The organism is Candidatus Brocadia sp. (assembly GCA_021646415.1).
Taxonomy (GTDB): Bacteria; Planctomycetota; Brocadiia; order Brocadiales; family Brocadiaceae; genus Brocadia.
Genome location: SOEU01000008.1, coordinates 62,516 through 85,465, shown reverse-complemented (window position 1 = coordinate 85,465; position 22,950 = coordinate 62,516). Strand labels below are relative to the sequence as shown.

The 22,950-nt window shown below is 41.6% G+C and carries 23 protein-coding genes and 1 tRNA gene; 21 read left to right on the top strand and 3 right to left on the bottom strand.

Going from position 1 to position 22,950, the window contains the following annotated elements; translation table 11 throughout:
• The first annotated feature begins 11 nt into the window (after positions 1-11).
• On the top strand, positions 12-1,502 hold the full coding sequence (gene trpE, locus E3K36_08360; GenBank protein ID MCF6155252.1) for an anthranilate synthase component I: 1,491 nt from the start codon (positions 12-14) through the stop codon (positions 1,500-1,502).
• A 392-nt stretch (positions 1,503-1,894) separates the two neighbouring features.
• Here the strand turns inward: trpE and amrA are convergent, their stop codons facing one another.
• The 3 genes from amrA to E3K36_08345 are packed head-to-tail and all read right to left on the bottom strand — an operon-like array spanning position 1,895 to position 4,739.
• Positions 1,895-2,464: an AmmeMemoRadiSam system protein A gene (amrA, locus tag E3K36_08355; GenBank protein ID MCF6155251.1), complete on the bottom strand. Its 570-nt coding sequence runs from the start codon at positions 2,462-2,464 to the stop codon at positions 1,895-1,897.
• 49 nt (positions 2,465-2,513) lie between these two features.
• Positions 2,514-4,097: an AmmeMemoRadiSam system protein B gene (gene amrB, locus E3K36_08350; protein MCF6155250.1), complete on the bottom strand. Its 1,584-nt coding sequence runs from the start codon at positions 4,095-4,097 to the stop codon at positions 2,514-2,516.
• A 12-nt stretch (positions 4,098-4,109) separates the two neighbouring features.
• On the bottom strand, positions 4,110-4,739 hold the full coding sequence (locus tag E3K36_08345) for a DedA family protein (protein MCF6155249.1): 630 nt from the start codon (positions 4,737-4,739) through the stop codon (positions 4,110-4,112).
• 527 nt (positions 4,740-5,266) lie between these two features.
• On the opposite strand from E3K36_08345, the gene ilvD reads away from it, so the two are divergent.
• The 20 genes from ilvD (at position 5,267) to E3K36_08245 (ending at position 22,875) form a co-directional block, all read left to right on the top strand.
• Positions 5,267-6,925, top strand: a complete 1,659-nt coding sequence (gene ilvD, locus E3K36_08340) for a dihydroxy-acid dehydratase (protein ID MCF6155248.1) — start codon at positions 5,267-5,269, stop codon at positions 6,923-6,925.
• Between the two features lie 48 nt (positions 6,926-6,973).
• Positions 6,974-7,047, top strand: a tRNA-Gln gene (locus tag E3K36_08335).
• Between the two features lie 645 nt (positions 7,048-7,692).
• Entirely contained in the window at positions 7,693-8,664 is a 972-nt protein-coding gene (locus E3K36_08330) for a ribose-phosphate pyrophosphokinase (protein MCF6155247.1), read from the top strand.
• Positions 8,665-8,687: 23 nt separating this feature from the next.
• Positions 8,688-9,332, top strand: a complete 645-nt coding sequence (locus tag E3K36_08325) for a 50S ribosomal protein L25 (protein ID MCF6155246.1) — start codon at positions 8,688-8,690, stop codon at positions 9,330-9,332.
• 14 nt (positions 9,333-9,346) lie between these two features.
• Entirely contained in the window at positions 9,347-9,901 is a 555-nt protein-coding gene (locus E3K36_08320) for an aminoacyl-tRNA hydrolase (protein MCF6155245.1), read from the top strand.
• Positions 9,902-9,990: 89 nt separating this feature from the next.
• A complete protein-coding gene (gene rpsF / locus E3K36_08315) occupies positions 9,991-10,404 on the top strand; it encodes a 30S ribosomal protein S6 (protein ID MCF6155244.1) in 414 nt (137 codons plus the stop codon).
• A 108-nt stretch (positions 10,405-10,512) separates the two neighbouring features.
• Positions 10,513-10,953 (top strand): single-stranded DNA-binding protein, encoded by a 441-nt coding sequence (locus E3K36_08310; GenBank protein MCF6155243.1) that lies wholly within the window; start codon positions 10,513-10,515, stop codon positions 10,951-10,953.
• Between the two features lie 37 nt (positions 10,954-10,990).
• Positions 10,991-11,212: a 30S ribosomal protein S18 gene (rpsR, locus tag E3K36_08305; protein MCF6155242.1), complete on the top strand. Its 222-nt coding sequence runs from the start codon at positions 10,991-10,993 to the stop codon at positions 11,210-11,212.
• Positions 11,213-11,224: 12 nt separating this feature from the next.
• Positions 11,225-11,692 carry a 50S ribosomal protein L9 gene (locus E3K36_08300; protein ID MCF6155241.1) on the top strand — a complete coding sequence of 156 codons (468 nt, stop codon included), beginning with the start codon at positions 11,225-11,227 and terminating at the stop codon, positions 11,690-11,692.
• Between the two features lie 21 nt (positions 11,693-11,713).
• Positions 11,714-13,051, top strand: coding sequence for a replicative DNA helicase (gene dnaB / locus E3K36_08295; protein ID MCF6155240.1), 1,338 nt, complete (start codon positions 11,714-11,716; stop codon positions 13,049-13,051).
• A complete protein-coding gene (bamA, locus tag E3K36_08290; GenBank protein ID MCF6155239.1) occupies positions 13,048-15,426 on the top strand; it encodes an outer membrane protein assembly factor BamA in 2,379 nt (792 codons plus the stop codon). Before dnaB ends, bamA begins: the two co-directional genes overlap by 4 nt.
• A gap of 2 nt (positions 15,427-15,428) precedes the next feature.
• Positions 15,429-16,082: an OmpH family outer membrane protein gene (locus E3K36_08285; protein ID MCF6155238.1), complete on the top strand. Its 654-nt coding sequence runs from the start codon at positions 15,429-15,431 to the stop codon at positions 16,080-16,082.
• 3 nt (positions 16,083-16,085) lie between these two features.
• A complete protein-coding gene (gene lpxC, locus E3K36_08280) occupies positions 16,086-16,940 on the top strand; it encodes a UDP-3-O-[3-hydroxymyristoyl] N-acetylglucosamine deacetylase (protein MCF6155237.1) in 855 nt (284 codons plus the stop codon).
• A gap of 66 nt (positions 16,941-17,006) precedes the next feature.
• Positions 17,007-17,825, top strand: a complete 819-nt coding sequence (lpxA, locus tag E3K36_08275) for an acyl-ACP--UDP-N-acetylglucosamine O-acyltransferase (GenBank protein MCF6155236.1) — start codon at positions 17,007-17,009, stop codon at positions 17,823-17,825.
• 2 nt (positions 17,826-17,827) lie between these two features.
• Positions 17,828-18,856 (top strand): Gfo/Idh/MocA family oxidoreductase, encoded by a 1,029-nt coding sequence (locus E3K36_08270; protein MCF6155235.1) that lies wholly within the window; start codon positions 17,828-17,830, stop codon positions 18,854-18,856.
• A 3-nt stretch (positions 18,857-18,859) separates the two neighbouring features.
• On the top strand, positions 18,860-20,101 hold the full coding sequence (locus E3K36_08265; GenBank protein MCF6155234.1) for a radical SAM protein: 1,242 nt from the start codon (positions 18,860-18,862) through the stop codon (positions 20,099-20,101).
• Positions 20,102-20,191: 90 nt separating this feature from the next.
• On the top strand, positions 20,192-20,422 hold the full coding sequence (locus tag E3K36_08260; protein MCF6155233.1) for a DUF1858 domain-containing protein: 231 nt from the start codon (positions 20,192-20,194) through the stop codon (positions 20,420-20,422).
• A 125-nt stretch (positions 20,423-20,547) separates the two neighbouring features.
• A complete protein-coding gene (locus tag E3K36_08255) occupies positions 20,548-20,850 on the top strand; it encodes a cupin domain-containing protein (GenBank protein ID MCF6155232.1) in 303 nt (100 codons plus the stop codon).
• Between the two features lie 32 nt (positions 20,851-20,882).
• Entirely contained in the window at positions 20,883-21,119 is a 237-nt protein-coding gene (locus tag E3K36_08250; protein MCF6155231.1) for a DUF2249 domain-containing protein, read from the top strand.
• 85 nt (positions 21,120-21,204) lie between these two features.
• Positions 21,205-22,875 (top strand): hydroxylamine oxidoreductase, encoded by a 1,671-nt coding sequence (locus E3K36_08245; protein ID MCF6155230.1) that lies wholly within the window; start codon positions 21,205-21,207, stop codon positions 22,873-22,875.
• Positions 22,876-22,950 lie beyond the last annotated feature (75 nt).

Below are 22,950 nucleotides of genomic sequence, written 5' to 3'. Positions count from 1 at the left end.
AAATTATGGAAATGGTAAATCGTTATTATCCGACCTTTGAAGAGTTCAAACAATTGTCTGCAAAAGGCAATATTATACCCGTTTACAGACAATTGTTTGCAGATACCCTTACACCGGTCTCTGCATTCCAAAAGATTTCAGATACAGGATATGCCTTTTTGCTCGAAAGCGCGGCGGGTGGAGAAAAGATTTCCAGATATTCTTTCCTTGGTACAAATCCGTTTTTAGAATTTACCTGTTTTGGGTCTCGGATTGAGATAAAACAGGGAGACAAGGGGAAAGAAGTATTCCACGCACAAGACCCCCTGGAGGTTCTGAATAAGGAGATGAAGTCATTTATCCCCGTGCAGGTGGACGGTTTGCCTAATTTTTTCTGCTGCGGGGTAGGATATGTTGGATACGACACGATACGGTATTATGAGTCATTACCTAATACACCAAAGAACGATTTATTGATTCCAGACATTCAGGTTATGTTTTATGATTCAGTTATCATATTCGATCATTTGACAAAAACCATGAAGGTCGTTTGTACTGCAAAAATTGACGGGGAGCTTCTGGAAAACATGTATGCTGAAGCAATTAATAAAATTGACCGCATTATTGAAAAAGTACGAACACCCGTGATGTCTTTAAGCGATGACATCACGACAGAGAAGGAAATTAGTATCTCGTTTTCTTCAAACTTTGAAAAAACTGATTTTCTCAGGGCGGTAGAGCGGTGTAAGGAATATATTCGTGCTGGGGATGTATTTCAGGTGGTTATCTCTCAGCGATTTAAGACACAGACGAATGCTGACCCATTTAACATTTATCGCGTTTTGCGAGTGATCAATCCTTCTCCCTACATGTTTTATCTGAAAATGAATAACCTGAAGCTTATTGGGTCATCTCCTGAAGTTATGGTGAAGGTCGATGGGAAGAAAATTGTCGTAAGGCCTATTGCTGGAACAAGGAGAAGGGGAAAAGATGATATGGAGGATACGTATTTTGCCCAGGAATTGATTGCCGACCCCAAAGAGCGAGCAGAGCACATTATGCTTTTGGATCTGGGAAGGAATGATGTGGGAAGGGTGTCGCGTTATGGCAGTGTGCATATTGATGAAAAGATGGTGATTGAAAAATATTCACATGTGATGCACATTACTTCCAGTGTATGCGGTGAATTGGAGGCAGGAAAAAGTGCGTTTGATTCATTGAAGGCATGTTTGCCGGCTGGTACTCTTTCTGGGGCGCCCAAAATAAGGGCTATGCAGATTATTGATGAAATTGAGCCGACAAAGCGCGGGCCGTACGGGGGCGCGGTGGGATATTTCGATTTTTTTGGCAACATAAATACTTGCATAACAATACGAACGATTTTATTGAAGGGTACCGATGCCTATATTCAGGCAGGCGCTGGAATTGTGGCAGATTCTATACCAGAACGGGAATATGAAGAAACTTTAAATAAAGCTAAAGGATTGTTAAAGGCGATAGAAATTGCTGAAAAGATAATGTGAAGGGCAGTATTCAAGAGATCTGGCACGAAAAAACAACCATCAGTGTTGCTTCAAAGGTCATATCGGCTCTTACTGATTTTGGATCATAGGTATCATATTGCGCGTACTTTCACGAAGTGCGAAAGGAACATTAGAGAGATATTTGAATGAGCATCGCTAAAATCTTACAAATCATTGGTATTATAGTTGTACTCGATGCCCTTTACTTTGGTATTGCGAAGGACTCTATGAAACTGGAAATTCTTCTTTTATTCATTGGTGGAATGATTTTCTATGTGGGGCGTATCGTCGAGAAAAAGAGGTGACTGATCTTGCGATGGATTAGTGATTTTTGCAATCCGGTAATTTTTATTATACCCGTCGCATATTTTAATAACAGAAAAAGCAAAAGATTATTTTTTTTCTTCGATTGTCTCTGTGGTGAAGGTATAAATCTCCACATCTTTCTGTTTCCATGCAGTGGCGGGTAAACCTGCTTTGCTCGCGCAACAATGGGACAAAAATTCTTCTTTACTCCAGCCAGTTTCTGCCGCTACCTGAGGCAAGAAACATCCAACGTGTAAGCCTTTTTTGATAAATATACCCTGTTTCCCAAGGTCAAAATCGAGTGGGTTGTCAATTGGCTTTAGCGGGGATAACACAGAGATCTCAATCTCCAGATGGTCTAACTCTGCAGGTTTGATCCGGTTGAATTCAAATCGGGGATCTTCCGTTGCCGAAGAAATTGCTATTTCAGAAACTGATTGATAAAGAGGCATATCAGATACGAAACGACCTATACAGCCGCGGAGTTGCCCGTGAGTTTTCAAGGTGACAAAAACCCCCTGTCTTCCCTGGAGGTCTGCATGATCACAAGAAAAGTCTGGTTTGGGTTTCTGTTTTACAGCAGCCTCGATGCTCTTTCTGGCGATGTCTAAAAGGATTTTTTTGGCTTGTTCGTCCAAAGAAATAAGTATTTTCAGTATTAAAACTTGATGGAAAACAAAAAATAAGTTTTAAAAGAAGCATGTTTCAGGTTTTTTCTGCTTCATGAAATACGTCTGCGGTAAAAACATAAAATTCCATGCCTTCATCTTTCCATGCATCGCGTGATAACCCTGCTTTTTCACAAAGGCGGCACAATGTTTCTGCCCTATCCCATCCTTGTTCCACTGCAACTTGCGGAAGGAATACGGCGCTAGCATGTCCTTTGCGAATGATAATTCCATCTTTGCCTGCTGTAAATTCTGCAGGTCTATGTATCTTTTTCAGGTGGCTTAAAACCGAAATTTCTATGGTGATATCAGAGACCTCCTTAGCGTCTACAGGGGGAAATCTCCTGTCGTTTGAAGAGGAGTTGATTGTGTTTTCAATAACGCCCTGAAAGAGGGAAGTTCTGGGTATTATGTGTCCAATACAACCACGCAATTCGCCAGATTTTTTTAATGTTACAAAAACTCCGTATTTTTCTTTTAATCTCAGGGTTAATTTGTCGTTTACCTGATCTAGTTTTGGAGAAGCGCCAGTTTTTGTGTAGATCTCCAGAGTATTTCGGGCCAGAGATAGTAAGAATGCCTTTTCATCGCTGGTTAAAAAGAATTGTTGGTTATTAGTCTGGTCTCTCTTTGGAATATGCAGCCCTGATTTGGCCTCTGAAGGTTTTGTGAATAGAATGGAGGCATAACTTACAGAAAAGGAAAAGTCCCCTGATTGGCGCCCGGAGGTATCGTAGTTTAGAATTTCTCCCGATGCATTATCAGGTAATAATTTCAAAAGCAATTCGATCGGCATTATTCCACAAGCATTTATTCCAGTCTCCTTTCGGTAGGACTTAAGTCCTTCAAAGTCTTTATTCAGGATTTTGTCAAATGTGCCATAGTCAAGGGCTTTAATATTTTTTTCGATGTTTTTTCTGAAAGGAACGTAACCGTACCCTTCACCATAATGGGTAAAATCAGAACTTACCACTACGATAGTTTTATCATCTATCAGAGGCCGTATTGCTTTTGCAACACGTTCGAAATCATCGTGTATTAATATACCTACCATGATAGGAACCAATTTAAAGGTTTTTAGAGACATTTGTAAGAAAGGTAATTGGGTTTCCAGTGAATGCTCTCCCTGATAAGCGCCTTCATAAGAACCGAAGAGTGTTGTTTTGTGCGCCTCATTTGATGATGTGTCGGAAGTATCTATGAGTTGTTTACATGCCTCCTGATCAACAGGAATGAGCCCTAGAGGTGTTTTAAAGTTGTTTACATTAAGAATAGAGGCGCCTCGAAATCGCTTGCCGCTTTTAAAATGACTGGGCGAAAGGATAATAACCCTTGTAAACCCAAAATCTTTAATTGCATGATATCCGTAAGCTGCTACTTGGCCAGAGTATTGGTATCCCGCATGCGGTGAAATAAGGGCAATGGGTTTTCCTTTTGATGTTTGTTTGTGGGCGTTTTTAAAAAAGGTATTTATTTGATCCTTCAAAGCAGTTTCATTACCGGGATAAAAGCGTCCTGCCGCTTGTGCTTCCCAAACCTGCCCAGGTTCCGTTTGGGCAAACAATACTGCAGTGGATAATATGATCATTAAGAGAATGACGAATGGGGGTGCTGTTTTCATTGGTATATTCCCTTATTTGAATAATTTGACGACGAAAAAGCCCGCAATCAGTAATACTACAAATACAATAGAGATGATATTAAAGTACTTATCAATGAATTCCTTGATTTTTGGTCCAAAAAGATAAACAAGGCCAGCCACAATGAAAAACCTTCCCGATCGGCTGACTGTTGAGGCTACGATGAATGTCCATGGATTGATCTTGCATACCCCTGCCGCAATGGTAAAGAGTTTGTAAGGAATTGGGGTAAATCCGGCGACAGATACAGCAGCGAAAGCGTTGGCGTTATATTTCTCTTTGACAAAGTTGAATTTGTCCATAATGCCATAAAAATTAAGGATCGGCAATCCTACATATTCAAAGAATTGGTATCCAATAAAATAACCAAAACAGCCACCTAAAACTGAGCCTAGCGAACAGATTGCAGCGTATTTGAAAGATTTTTTGGGAACCGAGAATGCAAGTGCCATCAAGAGCACGTCAGGAGGGATCGGGAAAAAGGAGGATTCGCAAAAAGCTAATGCAAAAAGGGCAATAGTTCCATAAGGGGTATGAGCCCAGTGCATAGTCCAGTCGTAAAGCCTTCTGTGCAGCCCGGCCTTTTTGACCTGAGATAATCCTATTTGCTCGGTATGATTCATAAAACTCCTTAGTATTTTTTCAAAAGTTTATAGAATGAAAATTTTCATGGGTCGAACAAGTAAAAATCGAAGGTAAAAAGAAAATAGTTCGATAATTTCATAAAAAAATATAATATCACAAATTGTCTTTTCAGTCACTAAATTTTTATAACAACAAGTTTTCTCATATGAGAAAAAATCTCCTGATTTTTTCAGATATGTCTTTTCCGGATACAGAAGTGCATGGCAGGCCTTTGTGTGGTGACAACGGTTTGAATAGTGTGTTGATTTGTGTATTAAAATTGACCTCTTAAAGCGTTCTCCCTGTTATCCTTTATAGTATTCTGGTACTTCATTGTCTGCAATTCGCTTTTAACAAAAGGGATGGGATCGGTATTTTCGTCCTAATATCGAGAGGAAGTCAGGCAAAATCCAACCAGGGGTGTGAGAGTTTTGATTTGACAATACAAAGCTTTTCGATATAATGAAAAGGCTTAATATTACATATTGGTAATAGGTTACATCTGATAAGAAAGGTAAATACGTCTTTGCGAAGTGATAAAATTACAAAGGGAATTGAACGCGTTCCGGCACGAGCTCTTTTGTATGCAACGGGTTTAAGCAGGGAAGATTTAGGTAAGCCGTTCATTGGAATTGCGAGCAGCTTTACAGATCTTATCCCAGGCCATGTGCACATGAGGTCGCTTGAGAGGGCAATCGAAAAGGGGATTCATGCGGGTGGAGGCGTTAGCTTTATTTTTGGTGTTCCAGGCATTTGTGATGGGATTGCGATGGGTCATGCCGGCATGCATTATTCCCTTGCTTCAAGAGATCTTATCGCTGATATCATTGAGTGTGTGGTGAGTGCTCACTGTTTAGACGGATTGGTAATGCTGACAAATTGTGACAAGATTACACCGGGCATGTTGATGGGGGTTGCCAGGCTGGATATCCCTGGAATTGTCGTGACTGCGGGTCCTATGGTCTCTGGGCGCTATGGTAAGCAGAAGTTGTCGTTGGTGAAAGACACCTTTGAGGCAGTTGGAAGAAGGCGCAAAGGGGAGATTGATGACGAAGAATTGTCTTGTCTGGAGATGGATGCTTGTCCTGGGCCGGGTTCATGTCAGGGGCTCTATACCGCAAATACTATGGCCTGTGTGTCAGAGGCATTAGGGATGTCGTTACCAAGATGTGCCGCATCTCTGGCAATTTCTTCGGAAAAGGAACGAATTGCTTATAAAAGCGGGCAGCAGGCGGTTGAGTTGGTCAGGAAAGGTATTACTGCCAGGAAGATTATGACTCGGGAAGCGTTTGAGAATGCCATAATGGTTGATATGGCACTTGGTGGTTCTACCAATTCCTGTTTACATATACCGGCAATTGCAAAAGAGGCAGGGGTAGAAGTTGATTTAAAGTTGTGTGATTCCATCAGCGCGAGGACTCCTCACATAACAAGCTTACAGCCAGGGGGTGAATATTTATTAGAGGACCTATATTATGCAGGGGGTATCCCTGCGGTCATGAAACGTTTGTGTGACGGCTTGAACGACTGTGCAACGATTAGTGGTTTAAGTATAAAAGAAATTGCAAGGGCAGCGGAAGTTTATGATGAAGATGTTATCAGAACAAAAGAAGGGGCTTACCATAAGGAAGGTGGAATTGCTGTTTTGTATGGAAGTTTATCGCCTGATGGCGCTGTGGTTAAGCAGACCGCAGTATCCGAGAAGATGATGAAATTCAGGGGTGCGGCGAAGGTATTCGATAGTGAAGAAACTGCAATGGCGGCTATTATGGGTTCGCAGATCAGTAGTGGTATGGTTGTGGTGATACGTTATGAAGGGCCACGTGGGGGGCCCGGAATGAGAGAGATGTTGTCTCCTACCGCTGCGCTTGTTGGTATGGGTTTGGGGGAGTCTGTGGCGTTGATTACAGATGGGCGCTTTTCAGGTGGTACGCAGGGGCCGTGTATCGGGCATGTATCCCCGGAGGCTATGGTTGGTGGCCCTCTCGCGTTGGTAGAGGATGGAGACGAAATAATTATAGACATTCCCAAACGAAGATTGGATTTAAATGTTCCGGAAGAAGTGCTCGTAAAGCGCAAGGCAAAATGGGTACCGCCCAAGCCGAAGGTAATGCGGGGTTTGTTGGCGAGATATGCAAAATGTGTAACTTCTGCTGACAAAGGGGCGGTATTGGTGGTAGAATAAAAAGGTCGTACAGGAGTTTTCTATATATAAATCTCCTGAAGTGGATGCTACCCGGTGGTGTAATGGTAACACTAGAGATTTTGGTTCTCTCATTGGAGGTTCGAGTCCTCCCCGGGTAGCCATTGTATTTTATATAGGAAAAAAATAACGCTCGGTGATTTTGTGTCTTCTTTTTTAAAGAGGATAAAGATGGGAAAAACCACAGCGGGTTTCTTGAAGGGGTTGCCGGTTAAATTGTAGAGCAGTAAGAGCAATTAGGAATGGTGCATGCTCATGGTTGTAAGGCATTTTCTTTCGGATATAAACGGTGTTGTCGTGGCATTAAAAGGGGAATCTCCTCTTGTTAAGCCACAGGCAGTGAAAAGGTTGGTTGCTGCGCATGCTGAGCTAATACAGATGTAGTAATTCTTAACCGCCTGTTTGAATAGGATGTAAGGATAAGGAAATAGTTGAGTGGGTAGTGATGTCCGTGAATATATTAATGGAATTATCGAAGAGAGTGAGGAGGGTGCAGGCGAATTAAATATTAGAGAAATCAATGTGGGCGTGTATTCAGAGTACCATCTCTTTTGGAATGCCTAGAGATGCTATTTCGTCCCATAATAAAAAAGGCGGGTTGTATTTGCAAAAATGTGGCCGCTGGTCGGCTGTGTCGTATTTGGCCTTTTGCATATTTAAAGTCCGGTGTAAGGATAGAAGATGATACAGATGTCCGAAATATGCTGGGAAAAGGTAGTGGTTTTTTCTGTGAGAGATAGAAAGATAAAATGGATAAAAAAAGAAGACTGGAGCAAATAAACCATTTAAAGATTTTTTCAGGAAATGCAAATCCTGCTCTGGCAAGGAAAATTTGTGACCACCTGTCGATTCCACTTGGAAATGCTTATGTTGGCCGTTTTCCTGATGGAGAAATTGACCTGAAAGTAAATGAAGACGTTCGCGGGGCCGATGTGTTTTTGGTACAACCGACATGTCCGCCTGTTAATGAGAATTTGACGGAACTGCTCGTATTTATAGATTGCCTTAAGAGAGCATCGGCTGCACGTATTACAGCTGTGCTGCCATATTATGGCTATGCAAGAAAAGACAGAAAAGATGAGGGCCGCGTACCTATAACGGCAAAATTGGTAGCAAATCTTATTACCGAAGCGGGTGCCGACCGTGTGCTTACCGTGGATTTACATGCGGCTCAAATTCAAGGATTCTTTGATATTCCGGTTGACCACTTACTGGCTTTTCCTGTACTTTCAAAATATTTTGAAAGGTTAAAATCAGAGGATTTGGTGGTGGTGACGCCCGATGTCGGAGGTATAAAACTGGCCAGAAATTATTCGAAGAAATTAGAAATCAAGATGGCGATTGTAGATAAGCGAAGGGTGGGGCCGGAAGAGACCGAGGTTGGATTTGTAATAGGTGATGTAGCTAATAAAAATGTTGTAATGATCGATGATTTGATAGCCACGGGGGGGTCGATTGCTCAGGCTGCAAACGTCCTGAAAGAAAAAGGTGCCAAAGATATTTATGTGGGTGCCACCCACCCGGTGTTTTGTGGTACCGCAGTGGATAAATTATCAGTTGCACCGATTAAGGAAATTGTAGTAACAGATACGATACCCCTTAACGAAAAAGCTAAAGGATTAGACAGGAAAATAAAAGTATTGTCTATTTCTGGGCTTTTAGGGGACGCGATTATGAGAATTCACCGCCACGAATCGGTGAGTTCCCTCTTTGTTTATTAATTTATATTTTTGGAGTATGATAGATGGCGATTTTCGATTTAAAAGCGGAAAAAAGGACAACGCAGGGAAGTAAAGGAGTTAAAAAACTAAGAATGGCTGGACAAATTCCAGCTATGTTATATGGCCATAAACAAGATAACGTGATGCTTTGTCTGAAGGAAGATGAATTTGCGCGTATATTGCATACCGGAACAAGGATGATCCGTTTAACAGTTGACAATAAGAAGGAATCTGCACTTATAAAAGAGGTACAATATGATAATCTTACAGACCGTGTACTTCATGTGGATTTTTCGCGTATTGATCTGGATGAAAGGGTAAGGCTGCGAGTACCAATTGAGTTGGTTGGGGAATCGGTTGGAGTAAAAGAAGGTGGTGTATTGACCCATGTCGGGAAAGACATTGAAGTAGAATGTCTTCCAATTGCAATACCTGAAAAGATAAAAGTAAATATATCAGAATTAGGCCTGGGCAAGGCAATCCATGTTAAAGAATTACCCGAAATAGAGGGTGTACAGTATACGTCGGATAGTGAGGCAGTTGTCGTGTCTGTTCATCAGGTTGTGGAGAAAAAAGCCGTACCTGAAGAGGAACTGCTGGCAGAGCCTGAGGTTATTACCAGGAAACCGAAAGAGGGGGAAGAAGCAGAGCCGGAGAAAAAGGTTTAGCGTGGTGTGTATGAATGAAGATTATTGTTGGACTGGGTAATCCGGGAGAAAAGTATTTAAAGACGAGACACAATTGTGGTTTTATGATAATTGACCGACTTGCACAGCAGCTTGAAATGGTGTGTAATCAGAAAAAATTTCAGTCTTTCTTTTGTAAGAAGAGTGTGGAACAGGAAGAAATTATACTTTTAAAGCCGCAGACATTTATGAACCTGAGCGGGGTTGCTGTAAGGGAGGCTGTGGATATGTATAAATGTGCGTTACAAAACCTCATGATTGTATGTGATGATTTAGATTTGCCTTTGGGAAAAATACGTATCAGGCGCAACGGTGGTAGCGGGGGGCACCGAGGTTTGGAATCCATTGCTGCCAGTTTGGGGTCCGCAGGTTTTTCCCGATTAAAGGTTGGGATAGGACGCCCGCCGGTAGGAGATCCAGGCAACTATGTACTTTCCAAGTTTTCAGGGGAAGAGGAAGCCGTAGCAGCGAAAATTATCGAGAAGGCTTGTCTGGCCCTGAGAACCTGGATTTTTGAAGGGATCGAAGCATGCATGAATAAATTTAATTAAATGTACCTTTCGTTGTTTTATATGCAAAGGCATAAAGGAATTTTGAGTTTTCATAAAAATATTAAAAGTAGGAGGATAAGAATTTGAGGATGTATGAAGGATTGTTTTTAATCGATAATGCACATGCCAGTATGGAGTGGGATAATGTGGTCAAACATATCCATGATATCCTGCAAAAGAATGGTGCGGAGATCCTGAAAACTGAAAAATGGGGTGAAAAAAAGTTGGCATACAAGATCAAGGGGCATAAGCGTGGTACATACCTGCTGATCCATTTTAATGCAAAAAATACAGCCGTAGCAATGATCAAAAGAGATTTTCAGCTTTCTGATTATATTGTCCGTTCTCTTATTGTAAAAGATGACAAGATTGAAGAGTTGTCTCAGATAGGTGTAACCGAAGCAGTGGCAGCAGAAAAGGATACCAGCAAAATACCTGAAAGCACAGATGTTGGTATGTTGGAAAAGCCTGATGTGTCTGTAGGTGTTACTGGTGAAGGATAGAATTTCAAAGACGCAGGCCATGCTTATGGGTTCATAGCGTCTGAATGGCGGTTTATAAATGCATCTTATAAAGAGGTTGATAAAAAGTTTATTCAAAAGGAGCAAAGTATGGCAAGCCTTAATAAAGTATTTCTCATGGGAAATCTCACTCGGGACCCGGAACTGAGATATACCCCTGCGGGATTGGCGGTTGCAAGTTTTGGAATTGCGATCAGCAGGGCGTGGACTGCCAAAACTGGAGAACAAAAGGAAGAAGTATGTTATGTCGAAATCAATATCTTCGGGCGCAGAGCGGAGGTTGTTGGTGAGTATTTCAGTAAGGGAAATCCGATTTTCATTGAGGGTCGTTTGCAGTTTAATCAATGGGAAACTAAAGACGGGCAAAAGCGGAGTACGCTTCGTGTCGTTGCGGATAATTTCCAATTTATCGGAGGCATGGCCAAACGTCCTGATATAGGTGTAAGTGCCTCATCGAAAGAAGGCAAATCACCGGAGGGAATGCCTGAAGATATTAATCTTGATATTAATAGTGAAGAAATACCGTTTTAGAATTGTTTTGTAAAATTTTCAGATAGGATAGAGAACTATGAGTAAAAAAAGATTTAATAAAACAAGCAAATGCCGATTTTGCAGGATGGGAATCGAAGAGGTAGATTATAAAGACACGCAAAATTTACAAAAACTTACAACAACGCAGGGAAAACTTTTTTCGAGAAAGCGTTCCGGGAATTGTGCTCATCATCAGCATTCTGTGAAGACTTCTATTAAAAGGGCGAGATTTATGGCATTGCTTCCATATGTGACTTAGGAGGAGACGATAATGGAATTGTTATTGAAAAAAAATGTAGATAAGCTTGGCATGATTGGTGATGTGGTAAAGGTGAAGGAAGGTTATGCAAGGAATTATTTGTTGCCAAAAGGGTTGGCGACTACGGTTTCTCCTGCCAATCTCAAGCAGATAGAAAAAGAAAAAATAAAGATGGCATTGCAGCTAAAGGAAGAAAGAGTGCGGCTGCAGGGGGTATTGGAGGAAATTTCTGCTGCCTCTTGTACGATTTCAGCAAAGGCAAATGAAGAAGGAAGACTTTTTGGCTCCGTTACGGCTGCTCAGATTGCGGATGCGTTAGCAAAAGAAGGATACCCGGTGGGCGAGGAAATGATAAGACTGGATAGCCCAATAAAAGACTGTGGAGTGTTCGATGTCACTATTGCTCTGAATCTGGAGTTGCAGACGAAGTGTAAAGTGACAGTGGTAAAAGAGGATGTAGGTCAGCCAGAACAGGCATAGTTTCCTTTGAAGGAAGTGACAATGGTTGTTGAGTCGATACTTGAACGCACGTTACCTCAGAGCATCGAGGCCGAGATGAGTGTTCTGGGTGCGATGCTGCTGGATAATGAGGTCATTAGCCTGGTTATACCAATATTGAATAAGAATAGCTTTTATAAAACAGCCCACCAGGAATTATATCAGACAATAGTGGAGGCTTATGATAAGGGGCAAACGGTTGATCTCGTCGTTCTCAGGGAAGAACTGAAAAAACGTTCATTGCTGGAGAAGGTCGGTGGTGTAGAATATTTAATGGAGCTGGAGGAGACCGTCCCCACAATAGGAAATGTGGAATTTTATGCGAATATCGTACGTGAAAAAGCCATTAAAAGGAATCTCATCGAAGTTGCAGCAACTATCCAAAAACAGGCCTTTGATGAGGCTTGCGATACCGGACACCTGCTTGATAACTCAGAAAGGGCTATCTTTGATATCACCCAGAAGAAGTTTAATACCGCATCCACAAAACTAAACGAAATCCTTAAAGAAACATTTAGCCGCATTGAAAATCTCCATGACAGACAAAACAGATTAACAGGATTATCGACCGGTTTCTATGATCTGGATGACCTTACGTGCGGCCTGCAGGCATCGGAACTCATTATTGTTGCAGCAAGACCAAGTATGGGCAAGACAAGTCTTGCTCTGAATATAATCGAACACGTGGGGGTAGTGGACAAGAAACCTGCAGTACTGTTTTCCCTGGAAATGTCAGCGCAGCAGGTAGCACAAAATATGCTTTGTTCCCATGCACGGATAGATGCTCACAAGTTGAGAAAGGGTTTTTTAGAGGACAAGCAATGGAGTAATCTTTCGTATGGATTGGGATCGCTTTCCGAATCGCCAATTTTTATCGACGATACGCCGGGTCTTACCGTATTGGAATTACGTGCAAAGGCAAGGAGATTGAAAGCTCAGTATAATGTTCAATTAGTTGCAGTAGACTATTTACAGTTGATGGAATCCTCTCGCGCAGAAAATCGGCAACAAGAAATTTCCATAATATCCCGTGGTTTAAAATCGCTTGCCAGGGAATTGTCAATTCCGGTAATTGTCGTATCTCAGTTAAACAGATCTGTAGAATCGCGAGAGGGCCATAGGCCTAGGATGTCTGACTTGCGCGAGTCGGGGTCAATTGAGCAAGATGCAGATGTTGTTATCCTTTTGCACAGGGAGGATTATTACGATCCTGAGAAAAAGGACGGCACGGCAGAACTCATTATTGCCAAACAGCGTAATGGACCCATAGGCGTGATAAAATTGGCATTTCTTTCACAGTTCATGCGTTTTGAGAATTTAGCCTCAGTGGGTAACAAATGAAGTTTCACAAGGTTTTATTGCAGGCTGCGAGTTTAATCGTAGTGCTTGTTCTAATCTTGTGTTTTGGGTATGCGGGAGTTCTTTGTGCGGCACCGCAAGAAAAGACGACTCGAATTATTAAAAAGATTGAAATCAAAGGAAATCAACGGATCAGCACTGCCGCAATAAAAAGTAGTATCCGGGTAAAAGAGGGTGATCCTTATGACCCACAGCTGGTAAGTCAGGATGTAGATGCGATTTGGTCGCTAGGGTTCTTTGACAACATTGAAGTGGTGCTTGAGGAGATACCGGCAGGGTTAAAGCTGATATTTCTTGTAACTGAACGGGCTGTTATTGACGAAATACAGTTTCAGGGCAATACGCGGATTAAGACAAAGAAACTGAAGAAGCAAATTGAGATAAAGCAGGGAGATTATTTAAAGCCGTATCTTCTGAAATTTGATGAAGACAAAATAAAAGAACTTTACCTTAAGAAATGTTTCTATCGAGTGCAGGTACATGCCGAAAGTAAACTCGTTGATGGGAAAATGGTGGTGATTTTCAATATTGAAGAGGGGCCTAAGATACGCATAGCGAAGATAGCATTTAGGGGAAATACTGGTTTTACGCGAAGAAAACTCCTGAAACAGATGGAAACCAGGCAAAAGCATTTTCCAACTTTTATCTTTCCTGGCCGGTTTGACCAAAGGAAGTTCCGGTCCGATATTGACAAAATAAAAGAATTCTATATGAACAATGGATGGTTGGATGTAGATGTCGGTTGGGAAATAACATACGGTGATGATAATAGTAAGATGTACCTTACGATTCATATAAAAGAAGGTGAAAGGTACTACGTGGAAAGCTTGCAGATAAATGGCGCCGCCCTGTTTACGGAAGATGAATTAAAAGAAAAGTTGAAATTGAAAGACGGCGGCCCGTTCTATTTGGACGCTGTTGAAAAAGACACTTATCAGCTCCGCTTAATATATGGGGAACAAGGGTACATTACAACCGTTGTGAAGGAGAAACATACCTTTAGTTCTGAAGGTGCAAAGGTAAACGTTTCTTTCGCGATAGATGAAAAAGATAGGCATTATATTGAAAAGATCAAAATAACTGGAAATGATAAGACGAGAGATAATGTTATTCGGCGACAGTTGACCTTTTATCCCGGTGAAAAGTTAGATACAGAGAAGATCCGTGATAGCCAGAGACGTTTGGCCAATACAGGATATTTTGATATGGAATCAGGTATGCCGGCCGGGATTAATTTTGAACAAGGTTCTGAGCCAAATAAACAAAATATTCTGGTTGAGGTGAAAGAAGGAAGGACGGGAATGTTGCGGTTTGGTGGAGGTTACGGAGCAAATGTTGGGGCATTCGGTGATGTTTCATATACAGACAGGAATTTTGATGTTACTGATTTGCCGAAAAGCCTGAACGATTTTTTACAGGGTAACGCCTTCCGGGGTGCTGGTGAGATATTGACTTTGCGGTTTAGTCCTGGGTTTTTCAGGACAGAAATTATGGCATCTTTGACTAATCCTTCCGTATTCGACTCTCCTTATAGCGCAGGAATAAGTTTGTTTGACTATCTCAGATGGTATCGTGAATATCAGCAGCAGATTATAGGATCGAGGGTTTCCGCAGGAAGAGAAATACAGAGAGATTTTTTTGTGAGATTGAGTCCGGAATTTGATATTATAGATATTGATAGAAGGGATGATAAGGAAGATTCTCCGCAAGACGTATTGGATGTTGAAGGGAGCCATTTGAAAGCTGGCGTTACGTTATCTGCAAATATAATCAGAATTGATAATATATTTATGCCTGCGAGAGGATATGAAGGTGAATCTTCAGTTGAAGTTGCCGGGCTGGACGTGGATATCGTTAAATATAAATTTCAGACAACAAAATACAATACGCTCTTTGAAATTCCCAAATGGGGAAAACACGTTATTGCCTATGGTGGCTCTTTTGGAGTTGTAGAATCAACATCCGGGTCAGAAGTTCCTATATTTGAGAGATTTTTTGCTGGCGGTTATGGTTCTATCAGAGGGTTTGAGTATAGGGGTGTTTCTCCAATCGATAGAAAAACCGGCGATCAGATTGGTGGGGATATATTGCTTTTGTTGAATGCCGAATATCTTGTACCTATATATAGAGATATTATTCGAGCGGCAGTTTTTGTTGATAGTGGAAAGGCCGATGAGGCAATCAGTGATATCAGTTTTGATCACTTCAGGTTATCTACAGGTCTTGGACTAAGATTGAGTATTCCTTTTCTTGGTCGTTCTACCATTTCACTTGATTACGCTATTCCTGTTATAAAAGAGGATGGGGATGAAACCCAGTCGTTTTCATTTAATTTCGGAGGAGGCAGTAGCTTTTAATTATGGAATCAGAAAAACCAGTAAAGAAGAATGGCAAAAAGATAAAGATTCTTTTTGCTGTGGCAAGTGTTGTGTGTTTGTACCTTTTTTCGTTGAATAGCATACAAGCAAAAGAACCTGGCTCAGTCAGTTCTCCTTCAAAAGGTTTAAAAGTGGGAGTCGTTGATCTGAATACAGTATTTGAGAAGTATGAAAAAAGGAAATTGTATGATACCCAGCTCAAAGAGCAGGAAAAGCAATACCAGAAGATTGTCAATGATAAAAAGAAAGAGCTGGTGAGTTTGAGTGAGAAGATACAATTGTTGGATTTAGGAAGTGAGGTTAGAAAAAGAGACGAAGAGGCCTTTGAAAAAAAGAATATGGAATTGGAATCGTACGCAAAGTTTGCAGAAAAGAGTCTCATGAAAAAATACAAAGATTATTTTGAAAGCCTTTATACGGAAGTTTGTAAGGAAGTAGAAGATATAGGCAAGCGTGGACAATATGATCTCATTATCAAAAAAGAAGAACCGGAACTCCAGAGCGGAGGAATTAGTGAATTGCAGTTTAAAGTCGGAATAAAAACAGTCTTGTACCATTCCAATGAAGTCGATATTACCAGTCAGGTAATTGATAATTTGAATAAGAAATATTCAGCAGCGAGCAAGGGAAAGTAGTTCGTGGATAGTGCACAAAAGACAATCCAGCAAGAGGTCGAGTGCACAGGTGTGGGGATGTTTCGGGGGGGAACGACAAAACTCCGTTTAAAACCAGCACCGTTAAACTCGGGTATCTGTTTTGTTCGCGTAGATTTGCCTGGACGGCCGCGGGTGCCAGCACATGTTCATGCCTTATCAGATAATTATAAACGCATATTTCTGAAAAATAAAGAAGCGGAGGTTGAAAGTGTAGAACATTTAATGGCAGCCTTGGCGGGATTAGGGATCGATAATATTGAAATCGAAATCAACGGACGGGAAATTCCAGCAGGGGACGGGAGCGCCAAACTGTTTGTGGAAATTCTTAAAAAGGCAGGTATTGTTGAACTGGGTGGTAAAAAGAGAGTTTTTGCCGTAAAATCTCCGATTGTCGTGAGTAGTGGAAACGCAAGTGTTATGGCAATGCCTTACGAAAAGGGATTGATATTTTCATACACGTTGGATTTTAACGGCTCTTTTATAGAGCAACAAACGTATGATATCGAGTTTACGGAAGAAAATTTCTGCAAAGAAATCGCTCCAGCAAGGACATTTGGATTGAGTACCTATGTTGAAGAGTTCGAGAAGCTTGGTTTGGGAAAAGGGGTTACAGATGACAATAGTATTATTTTGCATGAAGACGGAAAGTTAACTAAGCCGATTTCTATGAAACCAGCCGAATTGAGATTTCCCAATGAATTTGTAAGGCACAAAATTTTAGACCTCATAGGAGACCTTTATTTGGCCAATGTATTCATTCAAGGGCGTATTGTTGCGAACAGGTCTGGTCATTCGCTGAACGTTCAGCTAGCAGAGAAGATTGCAGGAGTAGCATGATTCAGCTGAACGGTGTATGATGATAGCATTGCGGAAAAAATAGGAAACATACAAGGGGAATGCGAGATGAAAATTCATAAGTCGGCAATCGTGCACCCCAACGCTGTTTTGGGCAAAGATGTTGAAATCGGGCCTTTTTCTATAATAGGTGCGGACGTTACAGTCGGGGATGGGACTGTTATAAAAAACCATGTTACCGTGATTGGAAATACAACACTTGGAAGAAATAATGTTATCTATCCCAATGCCGTTTTGGGTGCAGAACCGCAGGACCTTAAATATCGCGGCGAGCGTACTTCTCTTGTGCTGGGGGATCACAACGTGGTGCGGGAAGGGGTGACCATTAATATAGGTACAGCGGGTGGCGGAGAAAGAACCGTAATAGGTGATAACAATTTTTTCATGGCATGTGCACACATTGCCCATGATTGCATTCTAGAGGATAATGTCCTTTTGGCGAATGGGGTGTTACTGGGCGGCCATGTTGTGGTAGAGAGAGGTGCCAAGCTTATGGGACTTGTTGGTATCCAACCTTTTGTGACTATTGGGAGATATGCATACGTGGGAGGTCATACCAGGATTGTTCAAGATGTTCCTCCGTATGTCATGATTGAAGGTCATCCGGCAAAGCTACGTCAGGTAAATGTCATTGGATTGGAGAGAGAGGGTTTCTCAAAAGAGCAGATTAACGAAATCAAAGAGGCATTTCGAACGTTATTTCGCTCCCGAGAATTGAATAAAAGCAAGGCCTTGGAAGAATTAGAAAAGAAAAAAGATATTTCCCCTGAGGTTCAGTATCTTATTGCTTTTTTGAGAAATATTGACAAGGGCAAGTTTGGAAGGTATCGGGAGTCTTTTCGATATTCGATGGTAGCGGCAACGTAAATATGTCCAGATTAAAGGTCGCGGTAGTCGGTGTTGGTCATCTTGGGAAGGAGCATGCAAGGGTCTATACAGAGTTGCCTGGGGTGGAGTTGGTTGGAGTAGTTGATATACAGCGTAAACAGGCAGAAAAAATTGCCCGGCAGTACAACACGCAATGTTTCTCAAATCACAAGGAAATAATTGATAAAGTCGCAGCTGTAAGCATTGCGGTACCCACAAAGTCGCATTACGTCATAGCAAAAGAATTCCTGAAACAAGGAATTCATGTCATGATCGAAAAACCTATGACGGGAACGGTATCGGAGGCAAGAGAATTGATAAATATTAGCAAGGCGAATGGATTGGTACTTCAAGTAGGATATATTGAACGATTTAATCCTGCTATCGCTGCAATTAAAAAACTTTCAATTAATCCAAGGTTTATAGAGTGTCATCGGTTAAGCCCGTTTACCTTTCGTTCCGCTGATATTGGTGTGGTGCTGGATTTGATGATACATGATCTAGATATTATCCTGCACATAACCGGTTCGAAGGTAAAGAAATTTGATGCCGTGGGAGTAAATGTTATTTCGGATAAAGAGGATATTGCTAACGTCCGCATTCAATTTCAGAACGGATGTGTGGCAAATGTAACCGCAAGCAGGGTATCTCTTACATCCATGCGTAAAATGAGGTTGTTTTCTCAGGATTCATATATTTCTATTGATTATCAGAAAAAAGATGCATTAATATATAAGAAATCGCCACAATTAACATTGAAGGCGTTGAACATCCCTGAAATGGATGTTTCGACTATTGCAGATTTGAAAAGTTATGTATTTGGTGACCTGTTAAAAATAGAACATATAAAAATGGACGATTATGAGCCACTCAGAAAGGAGCTTGAATCTTTTGTGAATTGCATTGTGGAGCGGAAAGAGCCTGTTGTTTCCGGCGAGGAAGGCTTAAAAGCTATTGAGGTTGCAAATGATATTTTGTGCGAGATAGAGAAAAATCTAAAAGTCGCTTACAATGGGGAGTATGGAGGATAAAATATGACATCATTTGATTTTTTACATATCGATGCCGAAATTGCTCAAGGGAAGGTTGTTGGGAAGGCGGGAGGGGTGCTCGGCAAGATGCTGCAACCCTATGTGGACCAGTTTTTTGAAAAGATTAATTCCTTGAAGGTAATTGCCCGGGTGGACGGTATGCAGGTGTACAACCTTTATAATCCGCCGTTTCCTAGCCAAGCAGGTATGCGGTTTCTCGAGAGAAAGTTGAGGATGATGTTGTATAAGATGGCATTCCCAGTTACTGCGAATCTGGCGATAACTCATAAATGCCAGTGTCAGTGTATCCATTGTAGTGCAGATCCATTTATAGATCCTACCAAAAAAGAGCTCACCGTAAAGGAAATAAAAACTGTAGTGGATGGGGCATTGGACCTTGGCGCCAGTCTTATTATCTATGTCGGTGGCGAACCACTGCTACGGGAAGAACTTTATGATCTTATTAGCTATGTGGATAAAACCAAGGCCATCCCGATGATATTTACCAATGGATTGCTCCTGACAGAAGAAAACGTTCAAAAGCTTGCTAAGGCAGGTTTATTTTCCTTAAACATCTCTATAGATAGCAGTGAGCCTGAATTACATAACGAGTTCAGGGCAGTGCCAGGTTGTTATCAAAAGGCGTTTGAAGGTGCCGAGCGTTGTCGAAAGGCTGGTATCTTGACCGGAATTTCCACATATGCAACCAGCGAGAGTATCAAAACCGGAAAGGTTGAAAAGCTCTTAAGGATTGCGCAAGAACAGGGATTTTCAGAGGTCACAATCTTTGATTGCATACCTTCGGGCCGATTCTTAAAAGATACGTCAAAAATCCTAACTGCAGAAGACCGAAAACAATTGATTGCCCTCACAAAGAAGTATCACGAGATGGACCATCCGATGGGAATAAACTGTATGTCCATTATTAATTCTCCGAGGGGCGTGGGTTGCTATGGGGCCCAATCACAATTCTATATGACTGCATACGGTGATATCAACCCTTGTGATTTTAACCCGATCAACTTTGGGAATGTGCGTGAAATGTCCATCCAGGACATATGGAAAAAGATGGTAACGCATCCGGATTTTAGCAAGAGATACCCCACTTGCCGTATGCAGAGCAAGGCATACAGGAAAAAATATATTGATCCACTTCCCAAAAATGTGCGGCTGCCCGTAAAAATAGAGGATATTGCGCCGGTTGAATTGGTTGATCTGGAGACGAACCTTGCAGGGGTAAGCTAGTGATTCGTTTCCTGAACAACTTTACTTAAATAATGTCATTAAATAATATTTTTTATTTCAGCGTTCTTTTATCTTTATGGGAGGGAAATTATGGGCAGTGAGATTCTCATCACGAAGAAAATGAGCACAGGAGAGGTGACGAAGAAATATCCTGCAACAAAGGCGGTTTTTACAAAGTATTTCGGAAAAGGATGTTTCGATTGTCCTTCCTTTGGTACGGAGGATATAAATCTTGCATGCATGATGCATAATACCGACGTTGATAAATTTGTTAATGAGTTGAATGAAGTGGCAAATCAAGAGGCGAGCAAGACTTCGTAAAAAGGTCTAGAATAGAATGTCGAAGAATAACTGAACATTGTTCGTGTGAAGTGAGGAAATTTTGTAATAGTAATTAAAAAACAAGATTAATTATTTAAGAACAATTGAGGAGGCAATAAAAACATTTGGAACCAATCGATATAGAAAAAAAGATACAGTTTAATAAAGATCATTTTGTTCCAAACATTCTTTATGCTTCACCAAAGGTGAAAATACCGCTGATTTGCATGGAACCTGGTCAAGAAATACCACCGCATGAGGGGCATAGTGTAGGTATCTTTTATGTAAAAGAAGGTAAGGGAATATTTACACTGAACGATCAGAAGATTGATATGAAAAAAGAAATGATCATTGTCGCCCCGGAGGGAGCGTCAAGAGGAATGAAGTGTGTGGAAAGAATGGTTGTTTTAGCCATTAGTGTTGGGTAACGAATAATGAAATATTTTAACAAGGAATGATCATGAGTGAAACACAGCCTGTCATATTAGATGTGAGAAATATTGTGCCCCGGGAGAGACACCCAAAGATATTTAATACCTTTGATAGTCTGAAAAAGGGAGAGATTATGGTCTTAATAAACGACCATGACCCTAAACCTTTGAAATATCAATTAGAAGCAGAACGGAGTGGGCAATTGGACTGGAAATATGTTGAACAGGGGCCGGAAGTTTGGAAGGTAGAAATAGCAAAAAAATAACAAGAACTGTATGACTATTGAAATAAGTTTTTGGCATAATAATGTATTTTAACAGAACATTGTTGGATAAGAAGGAGTGAAGGATATGAGCAAGGGGATAAAATTTATTATCTCTATGAGTATACTCACCCTGTTTGGCTGTATCCAGCTTGGTTGCGAACAGGCGGCTGTGAAAAAAGCAGAAGTCGTTGCCATCAAACAGGGAGAAGAAAAGGAGGCGGCTGCTAAGCAAGAAGAGTTGAAGGCTGAGACTGCTACCCCGATGCAAAAAGAGGAGAAATCTCCTTTCCCTATAAAGAAAGAAGAAATGGCGTCCCATCCAAAAGATAAAAGGACCATTCAACAAATCATTTCTGCGGTTACAGGAGAAAAGATTGGCGCTGACAATTCAGGTGACTTATACCACGGTGGATTAACGGCAACGTATACAGGGCCGGAAGAGGTGTTGCCTGGTGAGGGGAAATTTGGAAAACTGTTTGGGTTTTTACCTCTTATCAGATGGTATGACCCCGATCATTACTATACACCAAATATGAATGTATCAGGAGAGTTTAAGCAAGAAGAGTGTATTATGTGCCATACGGTACAAACACCGGGTATCGTTGCACAATGGAAAAAGAGCAAACACGCATCTACAGAAAAGGGTGTTGTGGGGTGTGACAAATGTCATGGGAATAATCACCAGCAACTGCACATGCCTTCCTGGAAGCATTGCGGTGAGTGTCATCCGGACCAGAAGAATGGTCACCGTGCTGGCAAGATTGGGTCCCACACTTACGCATTCCATGTAAGCGTAATAGAAACTCCGTGGCAGGTAGCAAAGCCGGCGGCGGAGGTGACGGCATGTGCCACATGTCATGGTATAGCCGAGAACAGATGTGATGGGTGCCACACAAGACATGACTTTTCTATGGCTGAGGCAAGAAAACCCAACAACTGCGGTATCTGCCATACCGGTCTTGATCACTATGAATATGAAATGTACAAAGAATCATATCATGGGATGATTTATGAATCAGAGCAGCATACCTGGGATTGGACAAAACCCATGAAACCAGCAAATTATAAAACCCCCACCTGTGCATATTGTCACATGAAAGACGGCGAACATAACGCACAGAAAGCCTCCACAATAAACAGCCACATGGGTACAGCACTCGTGGATCGAGGGGCGCCGAAATTTAAGGAGGCCAGACAGAATTGGATTAATACCTGCAAGGGTTGTCACTCCCCTAGGTGGGCGACAGACCAGTTAGAGGCTATGGATGAAGCAGTAAAGGTCAGCTTTACCAAGTGGCGTGAGGCCATGAAGATCGTGGTCGATCTTTATAACGATGGCATGCTAGATCCCATGCCAAGTGACCTGGCTCCAGACTATGCTGGGCACTATACCTTCAGTCTGCTCGGTGGTGAGGGCAGGATGTACAACGTTTCTGATGTAGAACGTACTGCCTTTGAAATGCTGGTCTATATAACCAATGCCGTATATAAGGCCATGGCTCACGGGGCTATGTACGGTGCAACTTACGGGAAAGGCGCCTTCTTACAGGATCGTTGGCTTGTTCAGATTAAGGCCGAGGCCAGCAGACTGAGGAGACTTAAAGCGCTGGAGGATCAGGTAGGTATACAGCATAAGGCATACGACTTCTGGAAGCATGGTGAGTATACGGATTTGCTCCTGGGGTGGAAGCGAAAGCCGGGTGACGTAGACAAATCAGCATGTATGCATGAGGGAGAAAACTGCCTGGTTGAATAAGTTTTCAAAAGAACAAGTTTCTGGAAAATAAACAAAAAGGCTTAATCCAAAAAATGGATTAAGCCTTTTTCCTTT